Origin of the sequence: Bacillus sp. M6-12 (assembly GCF_002860285.1) — a bacterium.
GTDB lineage: Bacteria > Bacillota > Bacilli > Bacillales > DSM-1321 > Peribacillus.
Genome location: NZ_PGVF01000031.1, coordinates 45,405 through 66,780 on the forward strand (window position 1 = coordinate 45,405; position 21,376 = coordinate 66,780).

The 21,376-nt window shown below is 41.6% G+C and carries 16 protein-coding genes and 1 pseudogene; 6 read left to right on the forward strand and 11 right to left on the reverse strand.

The features are described from left to right. Nucleotides 1–63: 63 nt before the first annotated feature. Nucleotides 64–1,782: an acetate--CoA ligase gene (acsA, locus tag CVD28_RS25390; protein WP_101597461.1), complete on the reverse strand. Its 1,719-nt coding sequence runs from the start codon at nucleotides 1,780–1,782 to the stop codon at nucleotides 64–66. Between the two features lie 176 nt (nucleotides 1,783–1,958). Here acsA and CVD28_RS25395 point away from each other — a divergent pair, with 176 nt between their 5' ends. From CVD28_RS25395 to CVD28_RS25405, 3 genes are read left to right on the forward strand one after another with little or no spacing between them, the layout of a single operon-like run. After that, on the forward strand, nucleotides 1,959–2,591 hold the full coding sequence (locus CVD28_RS25395) for a GNAT family N-acetyltransferase (RefSeq protein ID WP_101597462.1): 633 nt from the start codon (nucleotides 1,959–1,961) through the stop codon (nucleotides 2,589–2,591). Between the two features lie 18 nt (nucleotides 2,592–2,609). Next, nucleotides 2,610–3,257 carry an acetoin utilization AcuB family protein gene (locus CVD28_RS25400; RefSeq protein WP_101597463.1) on the forward strand — a complete coding sequence of 216 codons (648 nt, stop codon included), beginning with the start codon at nucleotides 2,610–2,612 and terminating at the stop codon, nucleotides 3,255–3,257. After that, on the forward strand, nucleotides 3,254–4,429 hold the full coding sequence (locus CVD28_RS25405) for an acetoin utilization protein AcuC (RefSeq protein ID WP_101597464.1): 1,176 nt from the start codon (nucleotides 3,254–3,256) through the stop codon (nucleotides 4,427–4,429). The genes CVD28_RS25400 and CVD28_RS25405 overlap by 4 nt, the downstream gene beginning before the upstream one ends. A gap of 194 nt (nucleotides 4,430–4,623) precedes the next feature. Here the strand turns inward: CVD28_RS25405 and ccpA are convergent, their stop codons facing one another. Continuing rightward, nucleotides 4,624–5,625 carry a catabolite control protein A gene (gene ccpA / locus CVD28_RS25410; RefSeq protein WP_101597465.1) on the reverse strand — a complete coding sequence of 334 codons (1,002 nt, stop codon included), beginning with the start codon at nucleotides 5,623–5,625 and terminating at the stop codon, nucleotides 4,624–4,626. 420 nt (nucleotides 5,626–6,045) lie between these two features. Then, nucleotides 6,046–7,122 (reverse strand): bifunctional 3-deoxy-7-phosphoheptulonate synthase/chorismate mutase, encoded by a 1,077-nt coding sequence (locus CVD28_RS25415; RefSeq protein ID WP_101597568.1) that lies wholly within the window; start codon nucleotides 7,120–7,122, stop codon nucleotides 6,046–6,048. 256 nt (nucleotides 7,123–7,378) lie between these two features. On the opposite strand from CVD28_RS25415, the gene CVD28_RS25420 reads away from it, so the two are divergent. After that, the gene (locus CVD28_RS25420; protein ID WP_101597466.1) at nucleotides 7,379–9,538 is read left to right on the forward strand and encodes a cell division FtsA domain-containing protein; all 2,160 of its coding nucleotides are present in this window, start codon (nucleotides 7,379–7,381) and stop codon (nucleotides 9,536–9,538) included. 109 nt (nucleotides 9,539–9,647) lie between these two features. On the opposite strand, the gene ytxJ is transcribed toward CVD28_RS25420, so the two are convergent. From ytxJ to CVD28_RS25435, 3 genes are all read right to left on the reverse strand, one after another. Further along, entirely contained in the window at nucleotides 9,648–9,974 is a 327-nt protein-coding gene (gene ytxJ, locus CVD28_RS25425) for a bacillithiol system redox-active protein YtxJ (RefSeq protein ID WP_257985980.1), read from the reverse strand. Between the two features lie 239 nt (nucleotides 9,975–10,213). Further along, a complete protein-coding gene (locus CVD28_RS25430; protein ID WP_101597468.1) occupies nucleotides 10,214–10,915 on the reverse strand; it encodes a YtxH domain-containing protein in 702 nt (233 codons plus the stop codon). Between the two features lie 20 nt (nucleotides 10,916–10,935). Then, a complete protein-coding gene (locus CVD28_RS25435) occupies nucleotides 10,936–11,454 on the reverse strand; it encodes a DUF948 domain-containing protein (protein ID WP_101597469.1) in 519 nt (172 codons plus the stop codon). Nucleotides 11,455–11,703: 249 nt separating this feature from the next. Between CVD28_RS25435 and CVD28_RS25440 the strand changes: the two genes are divergently transcribed. Continuing rightward, nucleotides 11,704–12,819 (forward strand): aminopeptidase, encoded by a 1,116-nt coding sequence (locus CVD28_RS25440; protein WP_101597470.1) that lies wholly within the window; start codon nucleotides 11,704–11,706, stop codon nucleotides 12,817–12,819. 220 nt (nucleotides 12,820–13,039) lie between these two features. Here the strand turns inward: CVD28_RS25440 and murC are convergent, their stop codons facing one another. From murC to CVD28_RS29450, 3 genes and pseudogenes are all read right to left on the reverse strand, one after another. Then, nucleotides 13,040–14,338, reverse strand: coding sequence for a UDP-N-acetylmuramate--L-alanine ligase (gene murC / locus CVD28_RS25445; RefSeq protein WP_101597471.1), 1,299 nt, complete (start codon nucleotides 14,336–14,338; stop codon nucleotides 13,040–13,042). A gap of 231 nt (nucleotides 14,339–14,569) precedes the next feature. Further along, complete coding sequence (locus CVD28_RS25450; protein ID WP_101597472.1) at nucleotides 14,570–15,667, reverse strand: nicotinate phosphoribosyltransferase; 1,098 nt, start codon at nucleotides 15,665–15,667, stop codon at nucleotides 14,570–14,572. Between the two features lie 116 nt (nucleotides 15,668–15,783). Next, nucleotides 15,784–17,190, reverse strand: a pseudogene (locus CVD28_RS29450) (DNA translocase FtsK); the annotation flags it as partial. A gap of 2,247 nt (nucleotides 17,191–19,437) precedes the next feature. Between CVD28_RS29450 and CVD28_RS25460 the strand changes: the two are divergent. Further along, nucleotides 19,438–19,743, forward strand: a complete 306-nt coding sequence (locus CVD28_RS25460) for a chemotaxis protein (RefSeq protein ID WP_101597474.1) — start codon at nucleotides 19,438–19,440, stop codon at nucleotides 19,741–19,743. A gap of 94 nt (nucleotides 19,744–19,837) precedes the next feature. Here CVD28_RS25460 and CVD28_RS25465 read toward each other — a convergent pair whose 3' ends face one another. Both CVD28_RS25465 and CVD28_RS25470 read right to left on the reverse strand, forming a co-directional pair. Further along, a complete protein-coding gene (locus tag CVD28_RS25465) occupies nucleotides 19,838–20,641 on the reverse strand; it encodes a DUF1444 domain-containing protein (RefSeq protein WP_101597569.1) in 804 nt (267 codons plus the stop codon). Between the two features lie 102 nt (nucleotides 20,642–20,743). Continuing rightward, nucleotides 20,744–21,055: a thioredoxin family protein gene (locus CVD28_RS25470; protein WP_101597475.1), complete on the reverse strand. Its 312-nt coding sequence runs from the start codon at nucleotides 21,053–21,055 to the stop codon at nucleotides 20,744–20,746. Nucleotides 21,056–21,376: the final 321 nt, after the last annotated feature.

The following is a 21,376-nucleotide window of genomic DNA, read 5'->3' on the forward strand; positions in this document are numbered from 1 at the left end:
AGACAATTGAAAAGCCCGCTGAAGCATAAAAGCTTCAGCGGGCTTTCTAATTCTATAAAACTTCTAATCTTCCATTGTCGATAAGTCACCTGTTGGCAATTCAAGCTCCCAGGCTTTCAGTACACGGCGCATGATCTTACCGCTTCGAGTTTTTGGAAGCTTATCGCGGAACTCTATTTCACGAGGAGCTGCGTGTGCTGCCAGGCCTTTTTTAACGAATTGGCGGATTTCTTCGATTAATTCGTCATTTGCTTCATAGCCGTCCCTGAGTGCTATGAAGGCTTTGATGATCTCACCGCGGATCGGGTCCGGCTTTCCGATAACACCTGCCTCGGCAACAGCCGGATGCTCAACAAGCTTGCTCTCCACTTCAAACGGGCCAACCCGTTCTCCTGCGGTCATAATAACATCATCCACACGGCCTTGGAACCAGAAATAGCCATCTTTGTCCATATAAGCCGAATCGCCTGATACATACCAATCACCAGGCATAAAATAGGACTCAAATTTTTGCGGGTTATTCCAGATGGTATGCATCATTGAAGGCCATCCTTTTTTAATGGCGAGGTTGCCCATTCTGTAAGGAGGAAGTTCATTCCCCTGATCATCAACGATCGCTGCCTGTACCCCCGGAATTGGCTTGCCCATGGATCCTGGCTTAATTTCCATGCTAGGATAGTTACAGATCACCTGCGCCCCAGTTTCCGTCATCCACCATGTATCGTGGATGCGCAGGTTGAATACCTTCATACCCCACCGTACAACCTCAGGATTTAAAGGCTCTCCTACACTTAAGATGTGGCGGAGTGATGAGAGATCAAATCTCTTCACAACTTCATCTCCTGCTCCCATTAACATCCTGAATGCTGTTGGAGCACTGTACCAGACTGTAACGCCAAAATCTTCAATCGTCTTATACCATGCTTCAGGACTGAACCTGCCACCTACAATGACATTTGAAGTCCCTGTAAGCCAAGGACCAAAGATTCCGTATGATGTACCAGTAACCCAGCCCGGATCAGCCGTGCACCAATAAACATCATCATCCTTCAGGTCGAGCACCCATTTGGCTGTCTGGTAATGCTGTATCATAGCATTATGTACATGAAGAACCCCTTTAGGCTTGCCTGTTGAGCCGGATGTATAATGCAGAATTAAACCATCAGTCCGTTCTACCCATTCAATCTGCAGGCTTTTATTGGCTTCTTTGAGCTTTTTATTAAAATCATAGAAATTGTCTTTTTCTTCAATATTTTCTCCAACCAGGAATATATGCTTTAGGGACGGAAGCTGTTCGACTGGTACCCGCTCAAGCAATTCAGGTGTTGTAATCAGCACTTTTGCTTCGCTGTCCTCCAAACGGTCACGGACTGCCCCTTCCATAAAGGCCTCAAAAAGCGGGCCTACAATTGCACCAAGCTTAATGGCACCAAGTGTCGCGAAGTAAAGCTCCGGAGAACGCGGCATGAAAATAAAAACCCTGTCTCCTTTTTCCACATCGCCATAGGTCTTTAATACATTCCCTGCCTTATTTGAATATTCCTTCATGTCTTTAAAGGTGTACTTTTCATTCCGAGTTGCGTCTTTATAATATAACGCAACTTTATTCTTACGATGGGTTTGGGCATGGCGGTCTATTGCCTCATACGCCATGTTGACCTTCCCGGTCTCGGACCAGGTAAATTGCGCTTCTGTTTCCGACCAATCAAATTGCTTGTACATTTTTTCGTAGCTTTCAAGATTATGGTTGCCCATTATTACTGATAGCGCTTCCACTTTCATGTATCCACATCCCCCTTGTACAAAATTACAAACTAAGTATAGCTTAAATTTAATTTATTCTCAATTTTTAAAATTTTGTTTCTCTAAATATACTTTTGAAAGACATGAAAATTTTAAAATTTGCAATATTATTTTATGTATAATAGAAAAGAAGATTCCTAATAGGTGGTGAATGAATGGAGCATGTGAAGACGTATAATGCGAAGGAACTGAAAACAGCCGCCGGAACCCTTATTATTGAAGGGCCGGTGTTAACCGAGCATTTAAAGGCTTACGAGTTTCATCAAGGTCTGGTGGCTTTCCGCCCGCCGGCGCAGCAGCATAAGGCACTCATTGAAATATCCGAACTTCCCGAAGGACGCATCCTCATTGCCCGTCATCGCGATACGATTGTAGGCTATGTAACCTACCTTTATCCGGATCCTCTTGAGCGCTGGTCCGAAATAAAAATGGAAGATCTGATAGAGCTTGGTGCAATCGAAGTCATTCCTGCATTCCGCGGCGGCGGAGTTGGAAAAGAGCTTCTCCGGGTTTCCATGATGGATGACGCAATGGAAGATTTCATTGTCATTACAACTGAATATTATTGGCATTGGGATCTGAAGGGCACTGGTGTAAACATTTGGGATTACCGGAAAATCATGGAGAAGATGATGAATGCAGGGGGGCTCGAGTATTACGCTACAGATGATCCAGAAATCAGCTCACATCCGGCAAATTGTTTAATGGCGAGAATCGGGAAAAGAGTCCCGACTGAATCTATTCAAAAATTTGACCAGCTTAGGTTCATGAATCGTTTCATGTACTAAGCAGAGGAGGTTGAGAGAATGATTTTAGAAGAGATCATGAAAAGAAACATGTATACTCTCTCAGAAAACGATTCAATACAAACGGCATTTGCAACGATAAATGAGAAGAAAATCAGGCATATCCCGATTGTTAATGATTCAAATAATTTAGTAGGCCTGGTTTCTGACCGTGATTTGCGGGACGCAGCTCCTTCCATTTTCAGGGCTGACTATCATCCCGAAGATCTTGAAAGGCCAGTTAGCACGATTATGAAAACCGATTTAATTACCGGCCACCCGCTGGATTTCGTGGAGGAAACGGCCGTTCTTTTTTATGAACATAATATAAGCTGCCTCCCAGTAATAAAGGATCATAAGCTGGTCGGAATCATTACCGAGACCGATTTGCTGCACACCTTTGTAGAACTGACTGGAGCCAATCAGCCCGGCTCCCAAATAGAAGTAAAGGTTCCAAATAAATCGGGCAAACTTCTTGATATCTCAGTTATCATTAAGAAACGCAATGCAAATATCCAGAGTGTGCTCGTCTATCCGGATAAAAATGATTCTTCATATAAAATTCTTGTCATTCGTGTCAGCACAATGAATCCATTCCAGGTTGCCGATGACTTAAAAAAAGAAGGGTATACGGTCCTTTGGCCAAACCTTCCGGGGATTTCATCATGAAAAAGAAAGCTGTGTTTGTTTATTCCGATGAACAGCTGACTTATAAATTCAACGATCAGCATCCCTTTAACCAAAGAAGATTAAAGCTGACACTGGATTTATTGGAAAAGCACAATGCAATTCACCCTGATGATATTGTTCCGCCAAGAATGGCAACAGACGAAGAGCTGCAGCTAATTCACGATCCGGAATATGTAAACGCTGTCAAATTGGCCGGGGCAGGAAAATTATCTGAAGAAAAAGCAGAGAATTATGGACTCGGCACAGAAGATACACCCATTTTCCAAAACATGCATGAAGCCAGCGCCTTTTTGGTAGGCGGCACGCTCACAGCGGTAGATCAGGTTATGACCGGCCAGGCGGAGCATGCTCTCAATCTGGGTGGGGGCCTTCATCATGGCTTTAGAGGAAAAGCTTCGGGATTTTGTATTTATAATGACAGTTCGGTAGCCATCAAATATTTACAGCAAAAATATAATGCGCGGGTGCTTTATGTTGATACGGATGCCCATCATGGAGATGGGGTTCAATGGTCGTTTTATGATGATCCAAATGTCTGTACTTTATCTATCCATGAAACAGGCAGATATCTTTTTCCCGGTACAGGCAATGTAAATGAAAGAGGCCAAGGAAGCGGATATGGCTTTTCATTTAATATTCCCCTAGATGCATTTACTGAGGATGAGTCCTGGCTGCATTCATATACAACTGCGTTCAGGGAAATAATTGAATATTTTAAGCCTGACGTGATTCTTACACAAAATGGTGCGGACTCACATTGCCTTGATCCTTTGACTCATTTGTCAGCCACTATGAAAGTATATAAGGAAATCCCAAGACTTGCCCATGAACTGGCACATGAATATTGCGAAGGGCGCTGGATAGCTGTCGGCGGAGGCGGTTATGACATCTGGAGGGTTGTTCCGCGGGCATGGTCATTAATCTGGATGGAAATGACTGAAAACTTGAACAATACAGGCGGTTTGCCACCGGAATGGTTAGATTTCTGGCAGCCGGAATCCCCGGTACAGCTTCCGTTTAATTGGGATGATCCTGATGGACTTTACCAGCCGATTCCCCGCAAATCGGAAATCACCGAGAAGAATGCCCAGACGTTGGAAAAAGCTCTCTATCCGATCCGTTCCAGCAGGAAAACTCCGACAGGCATATAACGTAACTTTTAAAACAAAACTGCTGAAAAGCCTTAAGCATTGTATTATAAAAAAAGCGCAGCTGTCCTTTTTCAGGACAGCCTGCGCTTTACTTCTGTTCATAAAAGAAACCAAGAATTTCCCTGCAATCAATTAAAAGATGGTTTTTTATGTCTTTTTTATTGTGGTGAAATCCTCAAAGATAGTAAGGGCCTTTACTCTTTCGTTGATTGGCGCTTCTCAATTCTATGTGGAAGAACAACCGTTTGCTCATCCGCTTGCTCTTTATTCATAAGCTTGGTCAACAAGCGCATGGAAACAGCTCCTATATCATATAAAGGCTGGACAATAGTCGTGATTTGGGGCCGAACCATCAGCGTTAATCTTGTATTATCAAATGAGATAACTTCTACATCGGAAGGAACCTGATATCCTCTATCCTGGGCCGCATGCACAATTCCAAGTGCCATTTCATCCGCTCCGGCAATAACTGCGGTAGGTCTTTCACCATTTTCAATAAGCTTTTCAAATGATTCCAGTCCAGAATCATATGTATAGTCACCTTCAAAAACGAAACTCTCGGAGAATTCAAGATTAGCTTCCGCTAATGCCCTCTTATATCCTGCTAATTTCTTCAGATTAATCGGCTCGTGCTTATGCCCGGTGACAATTGCAATCTTTTTGTGTCCTTGCTCAATAAAAGCTTTAGCAGCATCATACGCAGCAGTTTCATACTCAATATTTACAGAAGGAATTTGTCCTGTTTCTTCAATGGATCCTGCCAAAACAATTGGTACAGGAGACTTTTTAAATTCCTCAACATGATTTTCTGTAATATGAGAACCCATGAACACAATGCCGTCCACTTGTTTTCCAAGCATCGTGTTTAGAAGGCGCAGTTCTTTTTCCTCATTTTCATCAGAATTGCTTAAAATAATATTGTATTTATACATCGTTGCGATATCCTCAATGCCCCGTGCCAGCTCAGCATAAAAAATGTTGGATATATCCGGAATAATCACGCCGACTGTAGTTGTTTTTTTGCTTGCAAGCCCTCTAGCAACAGCATTAGGCCGGTAACCTAATCGGTCTATTACTTCTACAACCTTTTTTCGGGTTGCCGGTTTAACATTTGGGTTGCCATTGACTACCCTTGAAACTGTCGCCATAGAAACATTCGCTTCCCTGGCAACATCATAAATCGTTACATTGTTCATTTAACCCACTCCTTCATAATTTCATTTTTCCCTCAAATTGGACGTTTATTTCAGTTTTTCCCACTATTTCCGCTCTCAAAGCATTTTCTTATACTTACTCTATCCGTCATATTTAAATTTACTTTATTAATCTTTTATGTTCACAAATGAGCAATGGCTATCAGAGAAATAAAGTAAATATTCTGTCCTGTGAGATCAAATTTTTCCTATGCTACTTATCATACGACAGGAGAAAACTTCCTGCAAGCATGTCCACTGATTTCGTAAACTTTTTAAAGAATGCCTGCCAAATTCATTTGTTTTTTTATCCGATCTGCAAAATTTTTTTAACTCCTTACCAAAGGTATCCCGCCTCAATCGCAAATAAAAAACCCTGCCAGGGGATATCCGCTGGCAGGGCTTATGAAGAATTTTCTTAAATTAAACCGTAACCCAATTCAACTTTTGAAGTTCACTGTAGAATTCATCGAATTGCTTAAGGTCCATTTGCTGGGCAGAATCAGACAGTGCTACAGCTGGATCTGGATGCACTTCTGCCATTACCCCATCCGCTCCGATGGCAAGCGCCGCTTTGGCAGTCGGGAGCAGCAGGTCTTTTCTTCCAGTAGAGTGTGTTACATCAACCATTACAGGCAAATGTGTCTCTTGTTTTAAAATAGGCACAGCAGAAATGTCGAGTGTGTTGCGGGTGGCGCGTTCATATGTCCGGATTCCCCGCTCACAAAGGATGATGTTGCCATTTCCCTGAGCCATAATGTATTCAGCGGCATTAATGAATTCATCAATTGTTGCTGCAAGTCCGCGCTTTAGCAGCACCGGCTTGTCTACGGCTCCTGCAGCCTTCAGCAATTCAAAGTTCTGCATGTTTCTGGCGCCGATTTGAATAACGTCAATGTACTCAACTGCTGTTTCAATATCAGCAGGGTTCACGATCTCACTGATAACAGCCAGTCCGTATTCATCTGCAACTCTTTTCAAAATTTTCAGACCTTCAAGGCCAAGACCCTGGAAATCGTATGGTGAAGTACGCGGCTTATATGCACCTCCGCGCATCAGCTTTAGCCCCTTGTTCCTGATAGATTCGGCAACCTTGGCAACCTGCTCATAGGATTCAACAGCACACGGGCCAAAAACAAAGCTTGGGATGCCATTTCCGACAAGCTCGCCTTTCAGGTCGATAACAGTATCTTCGGACTTTTTCTTTCTTGATACAAGAAGTGCCTTTTTATGGTCATCCTCCTGAAGATCAAGGCCAGCTTTAAAAATTTCCTTGAACAAATGCTTTACTGAAGCAACGTCAAGGGGTCCCTCGTTATTCGATTCAATTAAATCAAGCATCTTTCGTTCACGGACTGGATCGTAGCGGTTAACACCTTGCTTCTCTTTAACTTTTCCAATTTCCTGTACAACTTTAGCCCGATTATTAATAAGATGTAATAATTGAAGATTAATGTCATCGAGCTGATCACGTAATTCATTAAGATCTTTGTTGCTCACTGTTTTCCACCCTTTCATCCGTCTAATATTTTTAACCGGCCCATCCCCTGCGTAAATGCCAAAGCATAATTACTCAGAAATAATAGAAGGGTATTTCCTTCCGGCAACTTACATGATGCAGAAAAATATGGTACATTTTTTATATATTTAGAGATTATTATAAAACAAATAAAATAAAAAGTCACGAAAAATTCTTTAATAATTAAACGCTTTTATGCGTTAAAGTGTTTAATTTTAAAAAAAGAGGGTGCTTCAGTTGCAGGAAAAAATATTTGCTCTCGATATAGGTACCAGATCTGTCGTCGGAATTATCCTTGAGAAACAGAAGGATTCTTTTCACGTCGCCGATATTTTGACTAAAGAACATCAGGAAAGAGCTATGATGGATGGCCAAATACATGATGTAATCGCCGTTTCAAAAGTAATAACTGAGATTAAAACAGAACTGGAAAGCAAGCATGGTAAGCTTGAGCGCGTTTGTGTAGCAGCCGCTGGACGGGCACTGAAAACAGAAAGAGCCCTCATCACCGCTGATATTAAAGATAAGCCGCTGATTCAGCGGGATGATATCCTCCATCTTGAGCTAAGTGCGGTTCAGAAGGCACAATCTATTGTTGCTGAGAACAGTTCTGACAGCCGCGCTTACCATTATTACTGCGTTGGTTACTCGGTACTCTATTACAGGCTGGATGGGCAGGAAATCGGAAGCTTAATCGATCAAAACGGGGAAGAGGCATCTGTTGAAATCATCGCCACTTTTCTTCCAAAAGTTGTTGTTGAATCACTGCTAGCTGCATTAAAAAGAGCAGAACTGGAAATGCAGGCCCTTACTCTGGAACCAATTGCCGCGATAAATGTCTTAATTCCCCCATCCATGAGAAGGCTGAATGTAGCACTGGTCGACATTGGAGCAGGTACATCTGATATTGCTCTTACTGATATGGGAACAGTCATTGCTTATGGAATGGTTCCGATTGCCGGAGATGAAATTACTGAGGCAATAAGCTCGCAGCTGCTGCTCGACTTCCCGCTTGCTGAAACTGCAAAAAGGGAGTTAACCGGACAGGATTCAATAGTAATCCATGATATACTTGGTTTTGAATCAACCATTTCCAGAACTGAAATTATCCAGCAAATATCTCCGTCATTAAATAGGCTAGCAGATGCAATTTCCAATGAAATCCTGCAGCTCAACAATGCAAAGCCGCCAAAGGCAATCATGCTGGTAGGTGGAGGAAGCCTGACACCAGAGCTGCCCAAACTCTTATCTGAAAAGATGGGCCTCCCAATTAACAGGGTCGCAATAAGGGGAATTGATGCCATTCAAAAGCTGACTTTTTCCGGTCATCTTCAAAAGGGTCCAGAGCTAGTCACACCCATCGGAATTGCAATAGCTGCCCAAAATAACCCAATTCAATATCTGAATGTTTCGGTCAATGACCAAACAGTACGCCTCTTCGATATGAAGCAGCTTACCGTTGGTGACTGCTTGCTCTCAGCCGGGATAAAAATAAATAAGCTGTACGGGAAACCCGGTATGGCGATCATTATTAGTCTGAACGGACAAATGATTACGATCCCTGGAATCCATGGGAGCAAGCCAACTCTCCTGTTAAATGGAATAGCTGCGTCTCTTGATGATATGGTTCATAACAACGACAGGATTATTGTCGAAAAAGGGACGGATGGAACGCAGCCCGTGCTGAAGATTAGGGATTTGATCGATGATATACCTCGGAAAGAAATTACTATTAACAGGACAAAATACGCTGTCGAGGCTGTGATTAAGAAAAACGGCTCCATCGCTTTTGCTGAGGATAGTCTTCACGACAGAGACACAATTGAATGCAGACTTCCAGAGACGATACAAGGGCTTCTGGAAGCCCTGAACCTAAACTATTATCTTAATCGGCTGAAGCCATTTACTGTATTCATTAATGGGAAAGAAGTTTCGCTTGATAAGCATGCCGGCCGGATTTTGAAAAATAGTGTAGAGGTAAAACTTGGCTCAAGCTTTGCAGATAGCGATAATATAATAATTGAATCACCGTCCAGCCCTAAACTGGCTGACCTGGCAGCTTCCCTCAATTTACAGCTGTCTTATTCCATCCCTGTTTCATTCAACGGAAAAAGAATTCTGGTTACCAAGAGGATTTCAGAATTCACCAGAGGAGATGATGTCCTTAGTGAAGATGATGAATTGGAGGTCGGGGAACACATAACCCTGATTCAGCATAAATACGAGCCATTTATTTTTCAGGATATATTCCGACATGTGGATATCGACTTGCCCCAACCGGCAAATGGCCATTTTGTATTAGTTAAAAATAATGAGGAAACCAGCTTCCATGACATCATTAGTCCTGGAGACGAGTTAAGAATCATTTGGCCTACTATGGCAAAGTGGCAAAAATAAGCCAATAAATAAAAAATAAAGCATACATCCGCAAGGTAAGAAACCCGCTGATGTATGCTTTTTATTTTTCATTAAACATTTCCCTGCAATTGAATGTCCCAAACGTTACTTAATTCTTTATGGCCTTTGAGAGGGAATCATAAGTAATCTTCCAATGTGAAGCATTCCAGACTGGCCTACCGTCTTTAAATAATATAGCCTGAGGTGACTCATGCTTAATTTCATAGTTTTCTGCTATCTCATTTGACAGTGGTCTTGCTTCTTGAACTGCCAGATACGCTGTGTTAATCTCCTGATGATCCTGAACAAAGCTTTGATATTCATCAAAGGCTTCCTGGCTTACCGGACACGTTAAGCTATGCTTAAGAATAAGAAAAGATTCTTGTTTAACAAGTTCGTCAAACTGTTCTTTCGTTTGAATTTTCACTGTGGACAATGTTCTGCATCTCCTTCCAATTTGTACTAATACCATTAAAACAATGAGTGTTTAAACTTGCAACCCTGAATGGAAATAAGAATTGGTTGTAAGCAAATGCTAACACATAAAGGGGTGTGAGCGAAGCAAAACGAAAAATTTTCAATTTTCTAATCCTCATCTATTAACGCAGCTTCGCCCCTTCCATACAAAAAAGGTGGTGAAGCTATATTATCACTTCACCACACTTTTAAACAAATTTATTGATTGTTATAACGATTTTCCGTTTCCTCAAATGCCTTTTTCGTTTCCTCCAGCTTTAGCTGTGCGGTACTATTGGCTTGAGCTCCTTTGTTCTCAGCTTGCCCATCCGGTATAAGATTAGCCGGGCCGCCTGCCGCTGCTGCACTGGAACCAGGTGTCCAGGATGTCGAAGAACCTGAAAGCGATCCCTCTTGTTCATTCAATCCGCCGCTGCCCTCAATAGCGTTAGTTTCATCTTGGAATGGTGCTGAGTTACTAGTGTCTCCAAAAGGAGCCATGCCTTTCACTTTATTCATTAACCCGGAGGATTTACTAGTAACCGCTTCTGTTACAGCGCTGGTTTTTGACCTGGCCGCTTCAGCAAAGCCATTTCCCTTTTCCATTGCAGTCTGCCGCAGCCCATTTATGTTTTCCCTAAGCTCGCGTCCAGATTTCGGAGCCATGAATAGAGCTGCTGCTGCACCGACAATTCCACCGATTAATGCCCCAATGAGAAAATCCTTTGAATTGATATTTTCCTGTTCGTCCTGATAGGCATTCTGATACTCTCTTTGGTACTCTCTTGCATAATCTCTTTGAGGTGGAGTTTGATATTCTCTTGCAAAATCATTTGTATTCGTGCTTTGATATTCCCTTGAAAAATCAGTCGTATTTGGGCTTTGATAGTCTCTTCCACGATCCTTTGAATTTGTAGTCATAATTTATCTCCTCTCAATTTTTAACTGCGGGAACGTAAAAATCGTTTCTTGGGCAGGTTATCTGTTTCGTCTACTGCTAGTCCTGCTCCCGGTGTCGTTTGGGGGGGAAACACCGGTGCATTGTTTACTGATTTTCTTGTTTTCCACTTGTCACGCAATTCCATGAGCACATTGCTCCATTGAACAACCTGAGAAATCTTTTCTTTATTGTTGTCAACCTCAGTCAACACCCTGTTAGATACCTTCTGGATTGAGCTGTTGAATTTCTGGATGGATGTACCAACATCCTTAACTGCATATACTACTGTATTGAGGTTTTCAGACTTCTTTTGCAGGTCTTCAGCAAGTGAATTGGTTTTATGAAGCAGCTGCGTTGTTTCTAGCGACACTCCCTGCATTTGCTTTTCAAGGCCAGTAAGGGTATGGGCCACACTGTCCAGTGTAGTTTGTAGAGATTTCAATGTTTTTGATAAATAAATCACCAAAATGAGGAACGCAACGGCCGCAACCGCAGCACTCAAATATAAAATGATCTCCATTTGACACCTCCGTATGATTTCCAGTACTAATTGTACCTTTATGCTTTAATTTTTAAATACCCGTCATCTTCTATTATAAACGTATTTAATTTTTTCAATATAATCTTTATAAATTCCTTCTTTTATTTTTACAAAAGTAACGTTTTTTTTCAAATAACTATTTCTGTTCTCGAAATAAAAAAGTAACCACTTTTACTGAATTCGGTTACAATAAAGGGGTATGAATTTTAAGATACGGAGGAAAGAAACATGAAAGATTCAAGAATTTCTCAGCTTGCAAAAAATTTGATTAACTATTCCGTTAAACTTCAAAAGGGTGAAAAGGTTTTAATTGAAAACTTTGGCCTGCAAAGGGAGCTTGTAAATGCCCTCGTTAAAGAAGCATACGCAGCAGGAGGCTATCCTTTTGTTTCCTTGAAGGATGCCCAGGTGGATCGTTCTTTACTCCTTGGTGCCCAGGAAGAGCAATTCAATATGATAGCAGACTTTGAAGCTCAAGTAATGAGCAAAATGGATGCTTATATCGGATTGCGGTCAGGTGATAATATTAATGAACAGGCGGATGTCCCTGCAGATAAAATGGCCATACACGGCAATACGATTATGAGAAAAGTACATAGAGAAATCAGGGTTCCAAAAACGAAATGGGTTGTGCTTCGTTATCCGACTTCTTCAATGGCGCAATTGGCTAAAATGAGCACAGAGGCTTTTGAAGATTTTTACTTTGACGTCTGCAACCTGGATTACGGCAAAATGAGCGAAGCTATGGACAGTCTTGTCGAACTGATGGACCGGACAGATAAGGTTCGCATCACGGGACCTGGAACTGACTTATCTTTTTCTATCAAAGACATTAAGGCTATAAAATGTGCTGGCGAACTGAATATCCCGGATGGTGAAGTGTACACTGCCCCTGTAAAGGACTCTGTTAACGGCGTTATTACATACAACACACCATCACCGTATCAAGGCTTTACGTTTGAAAATGTTAAACTTACGTTTAAAGACGGAAAAATTATTGAGGCAACAGCAAATGATACTGAGCGGATTAATAAAGTTTTTGATACAGATGAAGGTGCACGCTACATCGGTGAATTTGCAATTGGCGTAAACCCTTATATCCTTAACCCAATGCAGGACATTCTGTTTGATGAGAAAATCGATGGCAGCTTTCACTTTACACCAGGCCAGTGCTATGATGAAGCATCAAATGGAAATGACTCAAATATCCACTGGGATATGGTCAATATCCAGCGCCCTGAATATGGCGGCGGAGAGATTTATTTTGACGGCATCCTGATCCGCAAAGACGGACGCTTCGTACTTCCGGAGCTGGAAAAGCTGAATCCTGAAAACCTTAAATAAGTGGGATCACCCTTCTTCCCGTACAAAGGATATTCACGTTTCACGGAAATTATTTAGTTTTCACGAATGAATGTTATTTTCACGGAAATAATTTCATTTTCAAGGAATTCCAGGTCATTTTCACGGAAGTAAGCTTATTTTTCACAGAATTTGCTTGAAGGGCAAAAATTAAAAAGAGACGGCTTCTCATAATCGAGAAATCCGCCTCTTTTTCTGTTTATTAAACAAGTGTTTTTTCATATGCTTCTTGAAACTTTTGAATGTCTCCTGCTCCCATGAATAAAAGCACACTGTTTTCGTGTTTTTGAAGAGATGTGGTATTTTCTTCGGAAAGCAGTTCTGCACCCGGTATTTTCCCCTGCAAATCTTCAATGGAAAGTTTGCCCTGATGCTCTCTGGCTGATCCGAATATTTCACATAAGTATACTTTATCAGCTAAATTAAGGCTTTCTGCAAATTCAGCCAGGAAGGTCTGGGTCCGGGTAAAGGTATGCGGCTGAAAAACAGCCACAATCTCTCTGTCAGGATATTTCTGCCGCGCTGAATCAATAGTAGCTTTAATTTCTGTTGGATGATGTGCATAGTCATCAATAATCATTTGGGAACCTACTTGTTTTTCGGTAAAACGGCGTTTAACACCTGTGAAGGTCATCAGCTGTTTTTTTACAATTTCCGCTTCAACTCCTTCATACTTGCATAACGCAATGACAGCAAGAGCATTCAGCACATTATGGCTGCCAAAAGCAGGAATAGTAAATGTATCGAAAAATGTATTTCTAACATATACCTCAAAGGTGGTGCCTTTTTCAGATGTCGAAAGATTTCTTGCCTGAAAATCATTTTCCTCGGCAAAGCCATAAAAAATAACAGGTACCTTCGCCTGGATACGCTGAAGCTGCTCGTCATCCCCGCAAGCAATGATTCCTTTGTTCACTTGTAAAGCCATCTTTTGAAATGCTTCAAAAACATCGTCAATGTTTGCAAAATAATCGGGATGATCAAAATCAATATTTGTCATTATGGCATAATCGGGATAATACGAGAGAAAGTGTCTGCGGTATTCGCATGCTTCAAAAACGAAATACTCCGCGCCCTTCTCTCCCTTACCAGTGCCATCTCCAATTAGGAAAGAGGTTGGTTTTGCGCCCCTCATTACATGTGCCATCAAGCCAGTAGTCGATGTCTTCCCATGAGCCCCTGTAATCGCCACTGAAATAAAGTTTTTCATAAAGTCGCCCAAGAAATGCGGATAGCGAATGATTGGCAGTCCTAGCTCCATTGCTCGAACGATTTCTTCATGGGTGTCTGGAAATGCGTTTCCAGCGATGACAGTCATACCTGGCTGTATATTGTCCTTGGTGAATGGCAGAATTTTAATTCCGGATTTCTCTAAAGCAATTTGGGTGAAAAATCTTTTTTCATAATCGGATCCCTGTACTTGATAATTCATATCATGAAGCACTTGAGCAAGCGCACTCATGCCGGAACCTTTAATGCCTACAAAATGGTAAACGGTCATAAATAGAACCTCCAACAATCGTCTATCTGTATGACAGTATATGACGTTATCTTTTTATTTGCGTTCTGTTGCAGGATGATAAGAAAGTACAAGCGACCTAAAGCCGGAACTGTGCCTTCTATCCTGACTTTTAATAATTAAGTTTTCATTATATCATTATTCAAAGGTTTAGACCATGCGGGCTAAATTGTTTTAGGTGTTTTTCCTGCAGTATATGCAGCGGTGCTTGGCTTAGTCTACTTTTTCAAGACGCGGATTTGGGCGGTACTTACGGCCTTCCTTTGCCTGGTGTGCACCGTTGAGCATAACATTATCCCCGGTAAAGCCAATATTGATTTTCAGGAGGCTGCCACCTATGCCGTACATATCGACAGGTACCCGCCCCTCTTCAAATTCCATAATCCGCTTTTCATTAAAACCGCCGCTTACAACAATCTGTACATGCTGATACCCTTCCTTATCAAGGGCCTCCCTAAGCGCGAAAATAAGCTCGGCATTCACACCCCGCGGGTCGAATGTTCCAAGCAGATGCTGATTCCTTACAAAATATTTATCAATCATCGTTCTTGATGTATCGACTCGTACTCCCCGCAGTTTGTCTCCGAAAGCGCGTGCAACCTTCAAAGAGTCTGTAATTGCATCATTATTATAATCAACCAATGCAATTAATTCATCTTCTGGATATTTAGTATGGTAAGCTTCACAGGCTGCTACAACATCTCCATTAAAAAGCTGAATCAGAGCGTGCGGCATAGTGCCCATTCCCTTTTTTCCCCACCATTCGCTCATGGCATGTGTAGCCTGTGCTGTAGCTCCGCCTATATAAGCTGCATAACCGTCTCCAGCTTGCTGAGTAAAGTGGTCATCACGGTCACCCATAAAAATGACAGGTTTCTGCTTTCCGGACAGGGCTGCCGCCTTGACTACATTGTACACATTTGTGGAAACCGATGTTCTCCTTGCAAGAATCCCATCAATTACACCCTCTAGATAACCAAAGTTTTGATAGGGTCCGGTAATTGTCAGGACTGTTTCAAATGGCTTTATTTTGTCTCCGTCCTTCAGCGAATGGATTTCCAGCGTTTCAGGGTCATCAGCAAACGTTTTAATGAGCGCGATCACTTCGTCTGCACCGCACAAGACAGCATGCTGCTTTTGAAAAAACTGCATAGTGACAATGTTATCCGGGCAGAAGTCTTTTACAATTTCTCCTGTTTTCAAAAAATAAACAGCGGAGAACCACCCTTCCCGAATCCTTTCATCAAATTTAAAGGTTTGATTAGTCAAACGCTTAATTTTTCCCTGCAGTTTTAACTCAATTTCCTTCATACTTATGTACTCCTTACTTCATTAAGCATGCAGACAATAATAAGCCTGCATGCCGCATCCGAATATTAAAAATTCTATGCTTAGTATTTTATACTTATCTCAAAAGAATACCACTATTAATTTACTGGATTAGCCTCAGCAAGAAACTCTAGTTCATCCACTGAAATAAGCACATCGCGTGGACGGCTTCCCCTGGATTCCGAAATGATTCCCTGTTTTTCCATCATATCAATTAATCTAGCTGCCCGGTTATAGCCAACATGGAATCGCCTTTGCAGACTCGAGGTCGAGGCTGCATTTTGGCTGACGACAAACTCGCACGCTTCAAAAAACAGCTCATCTGACTCCTCCAATGCCTGGGCTTTGTTTAATAATTCTTCTTGCTGGAAGAGATATTGCGGCTCCTGCTCCCTCCTTACATGGCTGACAACCAGGTCAATTTCATCATCATTTACAAACGTGCCTTGAAGCCTTACCGTTTTGGATGAACCATTTTCGGCAAAAAGCATATCTCCTTTTCCAAGAAGCTTTTCTGCACCGCTGCTATCAATGATCGTCCTTGAATCAACCTGCGAGGAAACCGAAAACGCAATTCTCGTCGGTATATTTGCTTTAATTAACCCGGTAATAACATCAACTGATGGCCGCTGGGTCGCTACAATCAAGTGGATTCCACAAGCACGGGCCTTTTGGGCGATCCGGCAAATAGCCTCTTCCACTTCCGCTGGAGACATCATCATTAGATCGGCAAGCTCATCAATGATTACGACGATATACGGCAATTTATCCGAATGTTGTCCTGAGCTTTCCGCCAAACTGTTGAACCGTGTTATATCCCGGACCCCAGCATGGGCGAATAATTCATAGCGGCGCTCCATCTCATCGACAGTCCATTTTAATGCAGCTGTAGCCGCTTTTACATCTGTAATCACCGGGCTGACCAGGTGCGGTATCCGGTTATAAGGCGCCAATTCAACCATTTTAGGATCTATCAGCAGCAGTTTCAGGTCTTGGGGGCTCGCTTTATACAAAAGGCTGACGAGCATTGTATTGATGCATACGCTTTTACCCGAACCTGTTGCACCGGCAATCAATCCATGAGGCATTTTTTTAAGATCCGTTACAACTGGCTGACCAGAAATATCAAGGCCTAATGCGACTGTAAGCGGAGATTGATCCGATTGAAATGCTTCGCTCTGTAACACTTCCCTTAGAAAAACTGGCTTGCTTTTCCGATTGGGAATTTCAATTCCGATCGTATGCTTCCCTGGGATCGGGGCTTCCATCCTGATATCTTCAGCAGCAAGGCTCAGTTTAATATCATCCTGAAGATTTGTCACTTTATTAACTTTCACACCTGCTTCAGGCTGAACTTCAAACCTAGTAACAGATGGCCCTTGTGTCACATTGACCACCCGAGCCCTGACGTTAAAATTCAATAATGTTTCGTTCAGCAATTCCGCTTGCTGGTCAAGCCATTCATCATCATATTCCGTCCGGACTGGAGGAGTAAGCAAATCAATCTTTGGAAGGATGTAATAGGGTTCTTCTTCATCCTTCTGTATGTTTTGTCCAATAGCTGGCACAGAACTTTGAACCTCCGCCTGCTTTATAGCCGGCACCGCTTGCGGACGCTGTGAATAGCCTTGGGCTGCCATACGTTCTCTATCCTGTTTTAACATAACAACATTGAAAGGAATATGCTTTTTTGGTTTAGATTCTGTCCCGGAAAATGATACGTCAGGCTTGCCTTCAGGCAGAGACTCCTCCGGTTCAGTATTAGCCTCTGTGTTTACTTCATTAACGGGTTCAGTTTCAGCGGCACCCGTCAAAAATTCTTTTTCAGAGTACACCATACTATTGGTCTCTTCAGAATCATTACCTTTGTATTGGATGTCTTTCTTTTGCTCTCCATAATACAGCCCGGAGGCTAAAGCTCTGACACCTTCATATCTATCTTTCTGCTGTTCTTCCGGTTTTGCATCCGGTACATTCCCAGCCAGCTGAAAAGTGCCTTTAATTAGATTGTGATTGATCACATCGTCAGCGGGCGGCTCCGCTGAGCTAATTTGCAAAGCAGTTGTCTCCGCTGAATCCACTTGCAATTCCGCTGTGTTTTCGGCCTGTTCTGCTCTTGGTGCTGGTACCTCAGTATGTTCTGCTCTTGGTGCTGGTACCTCAGCCTGTTCTGCTCTTGGTACTGTTACTTCAGCCTGTTCTGCTCTTGGTACTGGTACTTCGGCCTGTTCTGCCCTTGGTACTGTTACTTCAGCCTGTTCTGCCCTTGGTACTGGTACTTCAGCCTGTTCTGCCAGAAATGCTGTCTGTGCGACACTTAAAAGATTTAAGGCTGCTGTATTTTTTGGGTCAGGAACGTCCAAGGACGCAGCCGTATTTAATGTACTAGTATTTACTTTAAGCTGCTCTTTGGCACCCTCTTTTCTAAGTATGGCAGGGATTTCTGTAATATGTCCTGCGGCAGTATCCTTGCTGTTTAGTTCAAATTCAACAACCTCCTCTGCAGCCCGCTGAGGCTTTTTAAAGCCGTAAATAGGTGATGGAATTTCCGTCGGCCTAAATGGTTGGGAGGAAGGCTTTATTTTGTTTGTTTGCGATTTAACTGTTTTTTCGTGCCGCTGAATGCTGGTTTGCTGTTTTTTTGTTTCAAAGCCTCGGTTTCGTTCACGGCTCTGGCCGGCCGATTTGCCCTGCTTCCGTAATCTAGATGCTGAATCTCTGTTCTGTTCATCGTCCGGGATTACCGGAAACTTGAATTTCCCCTTTGGGTATTGGTATAAAATTTTCGCATCAACGTCTGCGCTTTTCTGAGAAGAGACATGCTTATGGACGGCGGCTCTCTCATCGTTATTTCGGGGCCTGTTGAGATCGAGTTTCCTCGTAATTGTCTCCTCATTGGATTCATCAATGATAATCTCTTCTATTTCAATAATTTCCTCTTCCTGAAACCATTGTTTAATTTTGTTAAACCATTTCAACTAAATCACTCTTTCTAATCCTCGTTATCAAGCAAGTTTTGATTAATCGGCGTAACCCTTTCAGGCAGGGTTTATTAGATTTTTCTTCATTCAAACCCAATTTGAAGTTTCACTTTATTTTACCAGTATTTCGCGAAATATGTAGGAAAATAATAGATTTTCGGCAGCTGTTAAACAACAGAACCTATGTCCAAATTGGGTCAACAAAGCTAATTACCCCTTTATCCGACTATTATAAACCTTCTATGTTACCATTTGATTGCGAAAATATTATTTCTGAATTTAGATAGAAATACAATTTGGTAATTCGTTTGAAAAACAACTCCACCCTCATTAATCTTGTTTTTGTCGATTAAATAGCTAAACACTATATTATTATCATTAATTGATAGACTCTTTATTTACTTTACGGTTATATTGTACAGGGTATATATTCCTGCTGGAGGAAAAGTATCAATCTTTTATAGTGTTTGCATAAAAAACCAGTCATAAAAGTGAGGAAATAGCGCCATGAATAGTTTTTTTCAAACTAAAGATCAAGGCAAGATTAATCATTTCATTTGCGATTATCTTGCTGTTCCCTAGTATTACTATCGGATTGTTTTCACATCAATTCTCAAAAAACACATTGGAAGATCACATTACATTGTCAGCTGCAGAAGCGGCAAAACTGCTAAACAACACACTTGACCGTTTTCCAGTACCGGAAATTAGAAAATAAAACAATCAGCTCAATGGGGCAATGCATCAAATGAGGTAAAAGAAGGAATTGGTGTGGTGAATATGGCCGGTGAGTCCTTCAATCTTATTAAGGAATCCGTTAATTTAGTAACTGTTCAAATTCATCAAATTTCAGCCTCTGTAGAAAAAATTTCATCCATTACAGAAGATGTTGTATACTCTGTTAATGACGTTTTTGCAATAGCAGAAACAGCTGCTGCCGGTGCACAAAATGTATCCGCAGCAATCGAAGAACAGCTCGCGTCGATGGAAGAGATTTTAGCTTCAGCAAACGCCCTTTCAAACATGGCTGATGAGCTGCAGCAGGCAATTGCAGTTTCCGAGTATAATTGTAATTAAAAAATCCTATCCGCCTGTAACTGGCTGATAGGATTTTTCTTTGCATTTTTTAGGATAATTCTGCTTCTAAGTTTAATCCTGATAAATTCTTACTTTAGAAATCTTCCCGCGTTTTATTTTTGCCAAGAATAAAGACCGGCTCCAGTTCTCCGTCTTCATACAAAAATGATAATGCAGTAACAGGTACTTTTCCACTTGCAAAAAAGCTCATCGCCATTTGTGCAAGAATATCATAACCGGTATCATTGAGCACATCCGCAATGATAATGACATCCTGATGAGGAATGGCCAAAGCCATTGTGCCAGCCATTCTTTCCTTCATTGCCTTTAGCCAGGCATCATTAAGGATTCTGCTTGCGTCATAGCCGTCATTCGTGTTTAGAAAGTAAAAGGTATTGCCTGCAACGATGTCTGTTTTTACATCTGTTGAAAGGGAGCGGACATTAAATCGTGCAATATGCCGGATCCGGTCAGCTGCCCAGCCCTCTTTTTTCATCATAACTGAATCAATAAGCCGATAAGTATTGCCTAAATCCAATGCATAATACACTCTTGTTTCGGCTGTGTGCTCGTCAAAGAGGAACGGATTTCCTTCAGCAGCTTCGGAAGGGAAAGAAGCTGAACGGATAACAGGGAAGATCCTTTTTTCACTTCCCTCCAAAGAATGCTCCCCTCCCATAACAGAAAGGGCTTCTTCAACGTAATAAACGACTTCATCCACAGCTTCTTCCTTCTTATTTTCCCAACGGGCTATAATCCCTGGCAATTCAACGGTAATCCCCTTGCCCGATTCACTGTTGACAATTCTCAGCGTGTCTTTCTTGCTGTCAAAGGTATACTCCCTGTTTTTTATGCCAATTCTTTCTTTCAGGGTGTCTACCATTTTTCTGCTGGTCATTTTCATGCTTTTTCCCTCACTGTTTTATCGAGTTTACAGTGAGACTCAGATGTTGTACTGCACCGCTACATCTATAGCTATCCCCACTGAATGATTCTTACTTTAAAAGGATTCAATAAAAGCTTCAATTTCTTCGCGTGTTTTGCGGTCCTTGCTGACGAAACGGCCTAATTCCGAGCCATGGCTATAGGCGATAAAGCTCGGAATTCCATAAATATCATTTTCTGCACACAGATCGATAAATTCATCCCGATCAATATAAACAAAAGTAAAATCATCGTATTTTTCTTCTAGCTCTGGCAGAAAGGGCTCAATAAATTTACAGTCCGGGCACCAATCCGCTGAAAACAAAAACAAATGCTTTCCATTGTTTTTTAGCTCATTAAACTGATCAGCTGATTCTAACTTTTTCATCTCAGTGTCTCCCCTTTTTCTTCTTATTATTATACTGCCCAGTAATTTGGCATTTTCACTTACTTGCCCCCAATAATATACAATAATTGACCTTCATTACAAGCAATTGGTTTTGTACTGTTTAAGGAGATCCTTTTTAGATATAACGGCTAAATCTATTAGACAATTTCTTTTAAATATTGAAACAATATTGTTTTACCAGGAAATAAATTCTATAATATAGTAAATATTTCATAAATTTATCATATTTTCATATCTTTTTAATCATTTTCCACTACCAATATCCAACTTAAGACTTAATAGATTTGATTCAAAGAAGGG

What these genes read in the sequence shown, in the direction of transcription:
- acsA (WP_101597461.1), bottom strand. Translation starts at nt 1,782, where the DNA reads ATGAAAGTGGAAGCGCTATCAGTAATAATGGGCAACCATAATCTTGAA.
- CVD28_RS25395 (WP_101597462.1), top strand. Translation starts at nt 1,959, where the DNA reads ATGGAGCATGTGAAGACGTATAATGCGAAGGAACTGAAAACAGCCGCC.
- CVD28_RS25400 (WP_101597463.1), top strand. Translation starts at nt 2,610, where the DNA reads ATGATTTTAGAAGAGATCATGAAAAGAAACATGTATACTCTCTCAGAA.
- CVD28_RS25405 (WP_101597464.1), top strand. Translation starts at nt 3,254, where the DNA reads ATGAAAAAGAAAGCTGTGTTTGTTTATTCCGATGAACAGCTGACTTAT.
- ccpA (WP_101597465.1), bottom strand. Translation starts at nt 5,625, where the DNA reads ATGAACAATGTAACGATTTATGATGTTGCCAGGGAAGCGAATGTTTCT.
- CVD28_RS25430 (WP_101597468.1), bottom strand. Translation starts at nt 10,915, where the DNA reads ATGACTACAAATTCAAAGGATCGTGGAAGAGACTATCAAAGCCCAAAT.
- CVD28_RS25435 (WP_101597469.1), bottom strand. Translation starts at nt 11,454, where the DNA reads ATGGAGATCATTTTATATTTGAGTGCTGCGGTTGCGGCCGTTGCGTTC.
- CVD28_RS25440 (WP_101597470.1), top strand. Translation starts at nt 11,704, where the DNA reads ATGAAAGATTCAAGAATTTCTCAGCTTGCAAAAAATTTGATTAACTAT.
- murC (WP_101597471.1), bottom strand. Translation starts at nt 14,338, where the DNA reads ATGACCGTTTACCATTTTGTAGGCATTAAAGGTTCCGGCATGAGTGCG.
- CVD28_RS25450 (WP_101597472.1), bottom strand. Translation starts at nt 15,667, where the DNA reads ATGAAGGAAATTGAGTTAAAACTGCAGGGAAAAATTAAGCGTTTGACT.
- CVD28_RS25465 (WP_101597569.1), bottom strand. Translation starts at nt 20,641, where the DNA reads ATGACCAGCAGAAAAATGGTAGACACCCTGAAAGAAAGAATTGGCATA.
- CVD28_RS25470 (WP_101597475.1), bottom strand. Translation starts at nt 21,055, where the DNA reads ATGAAAAAGTTAGAATCAGCTGATCAGTTTAATGAGCTAAAAAACAAT.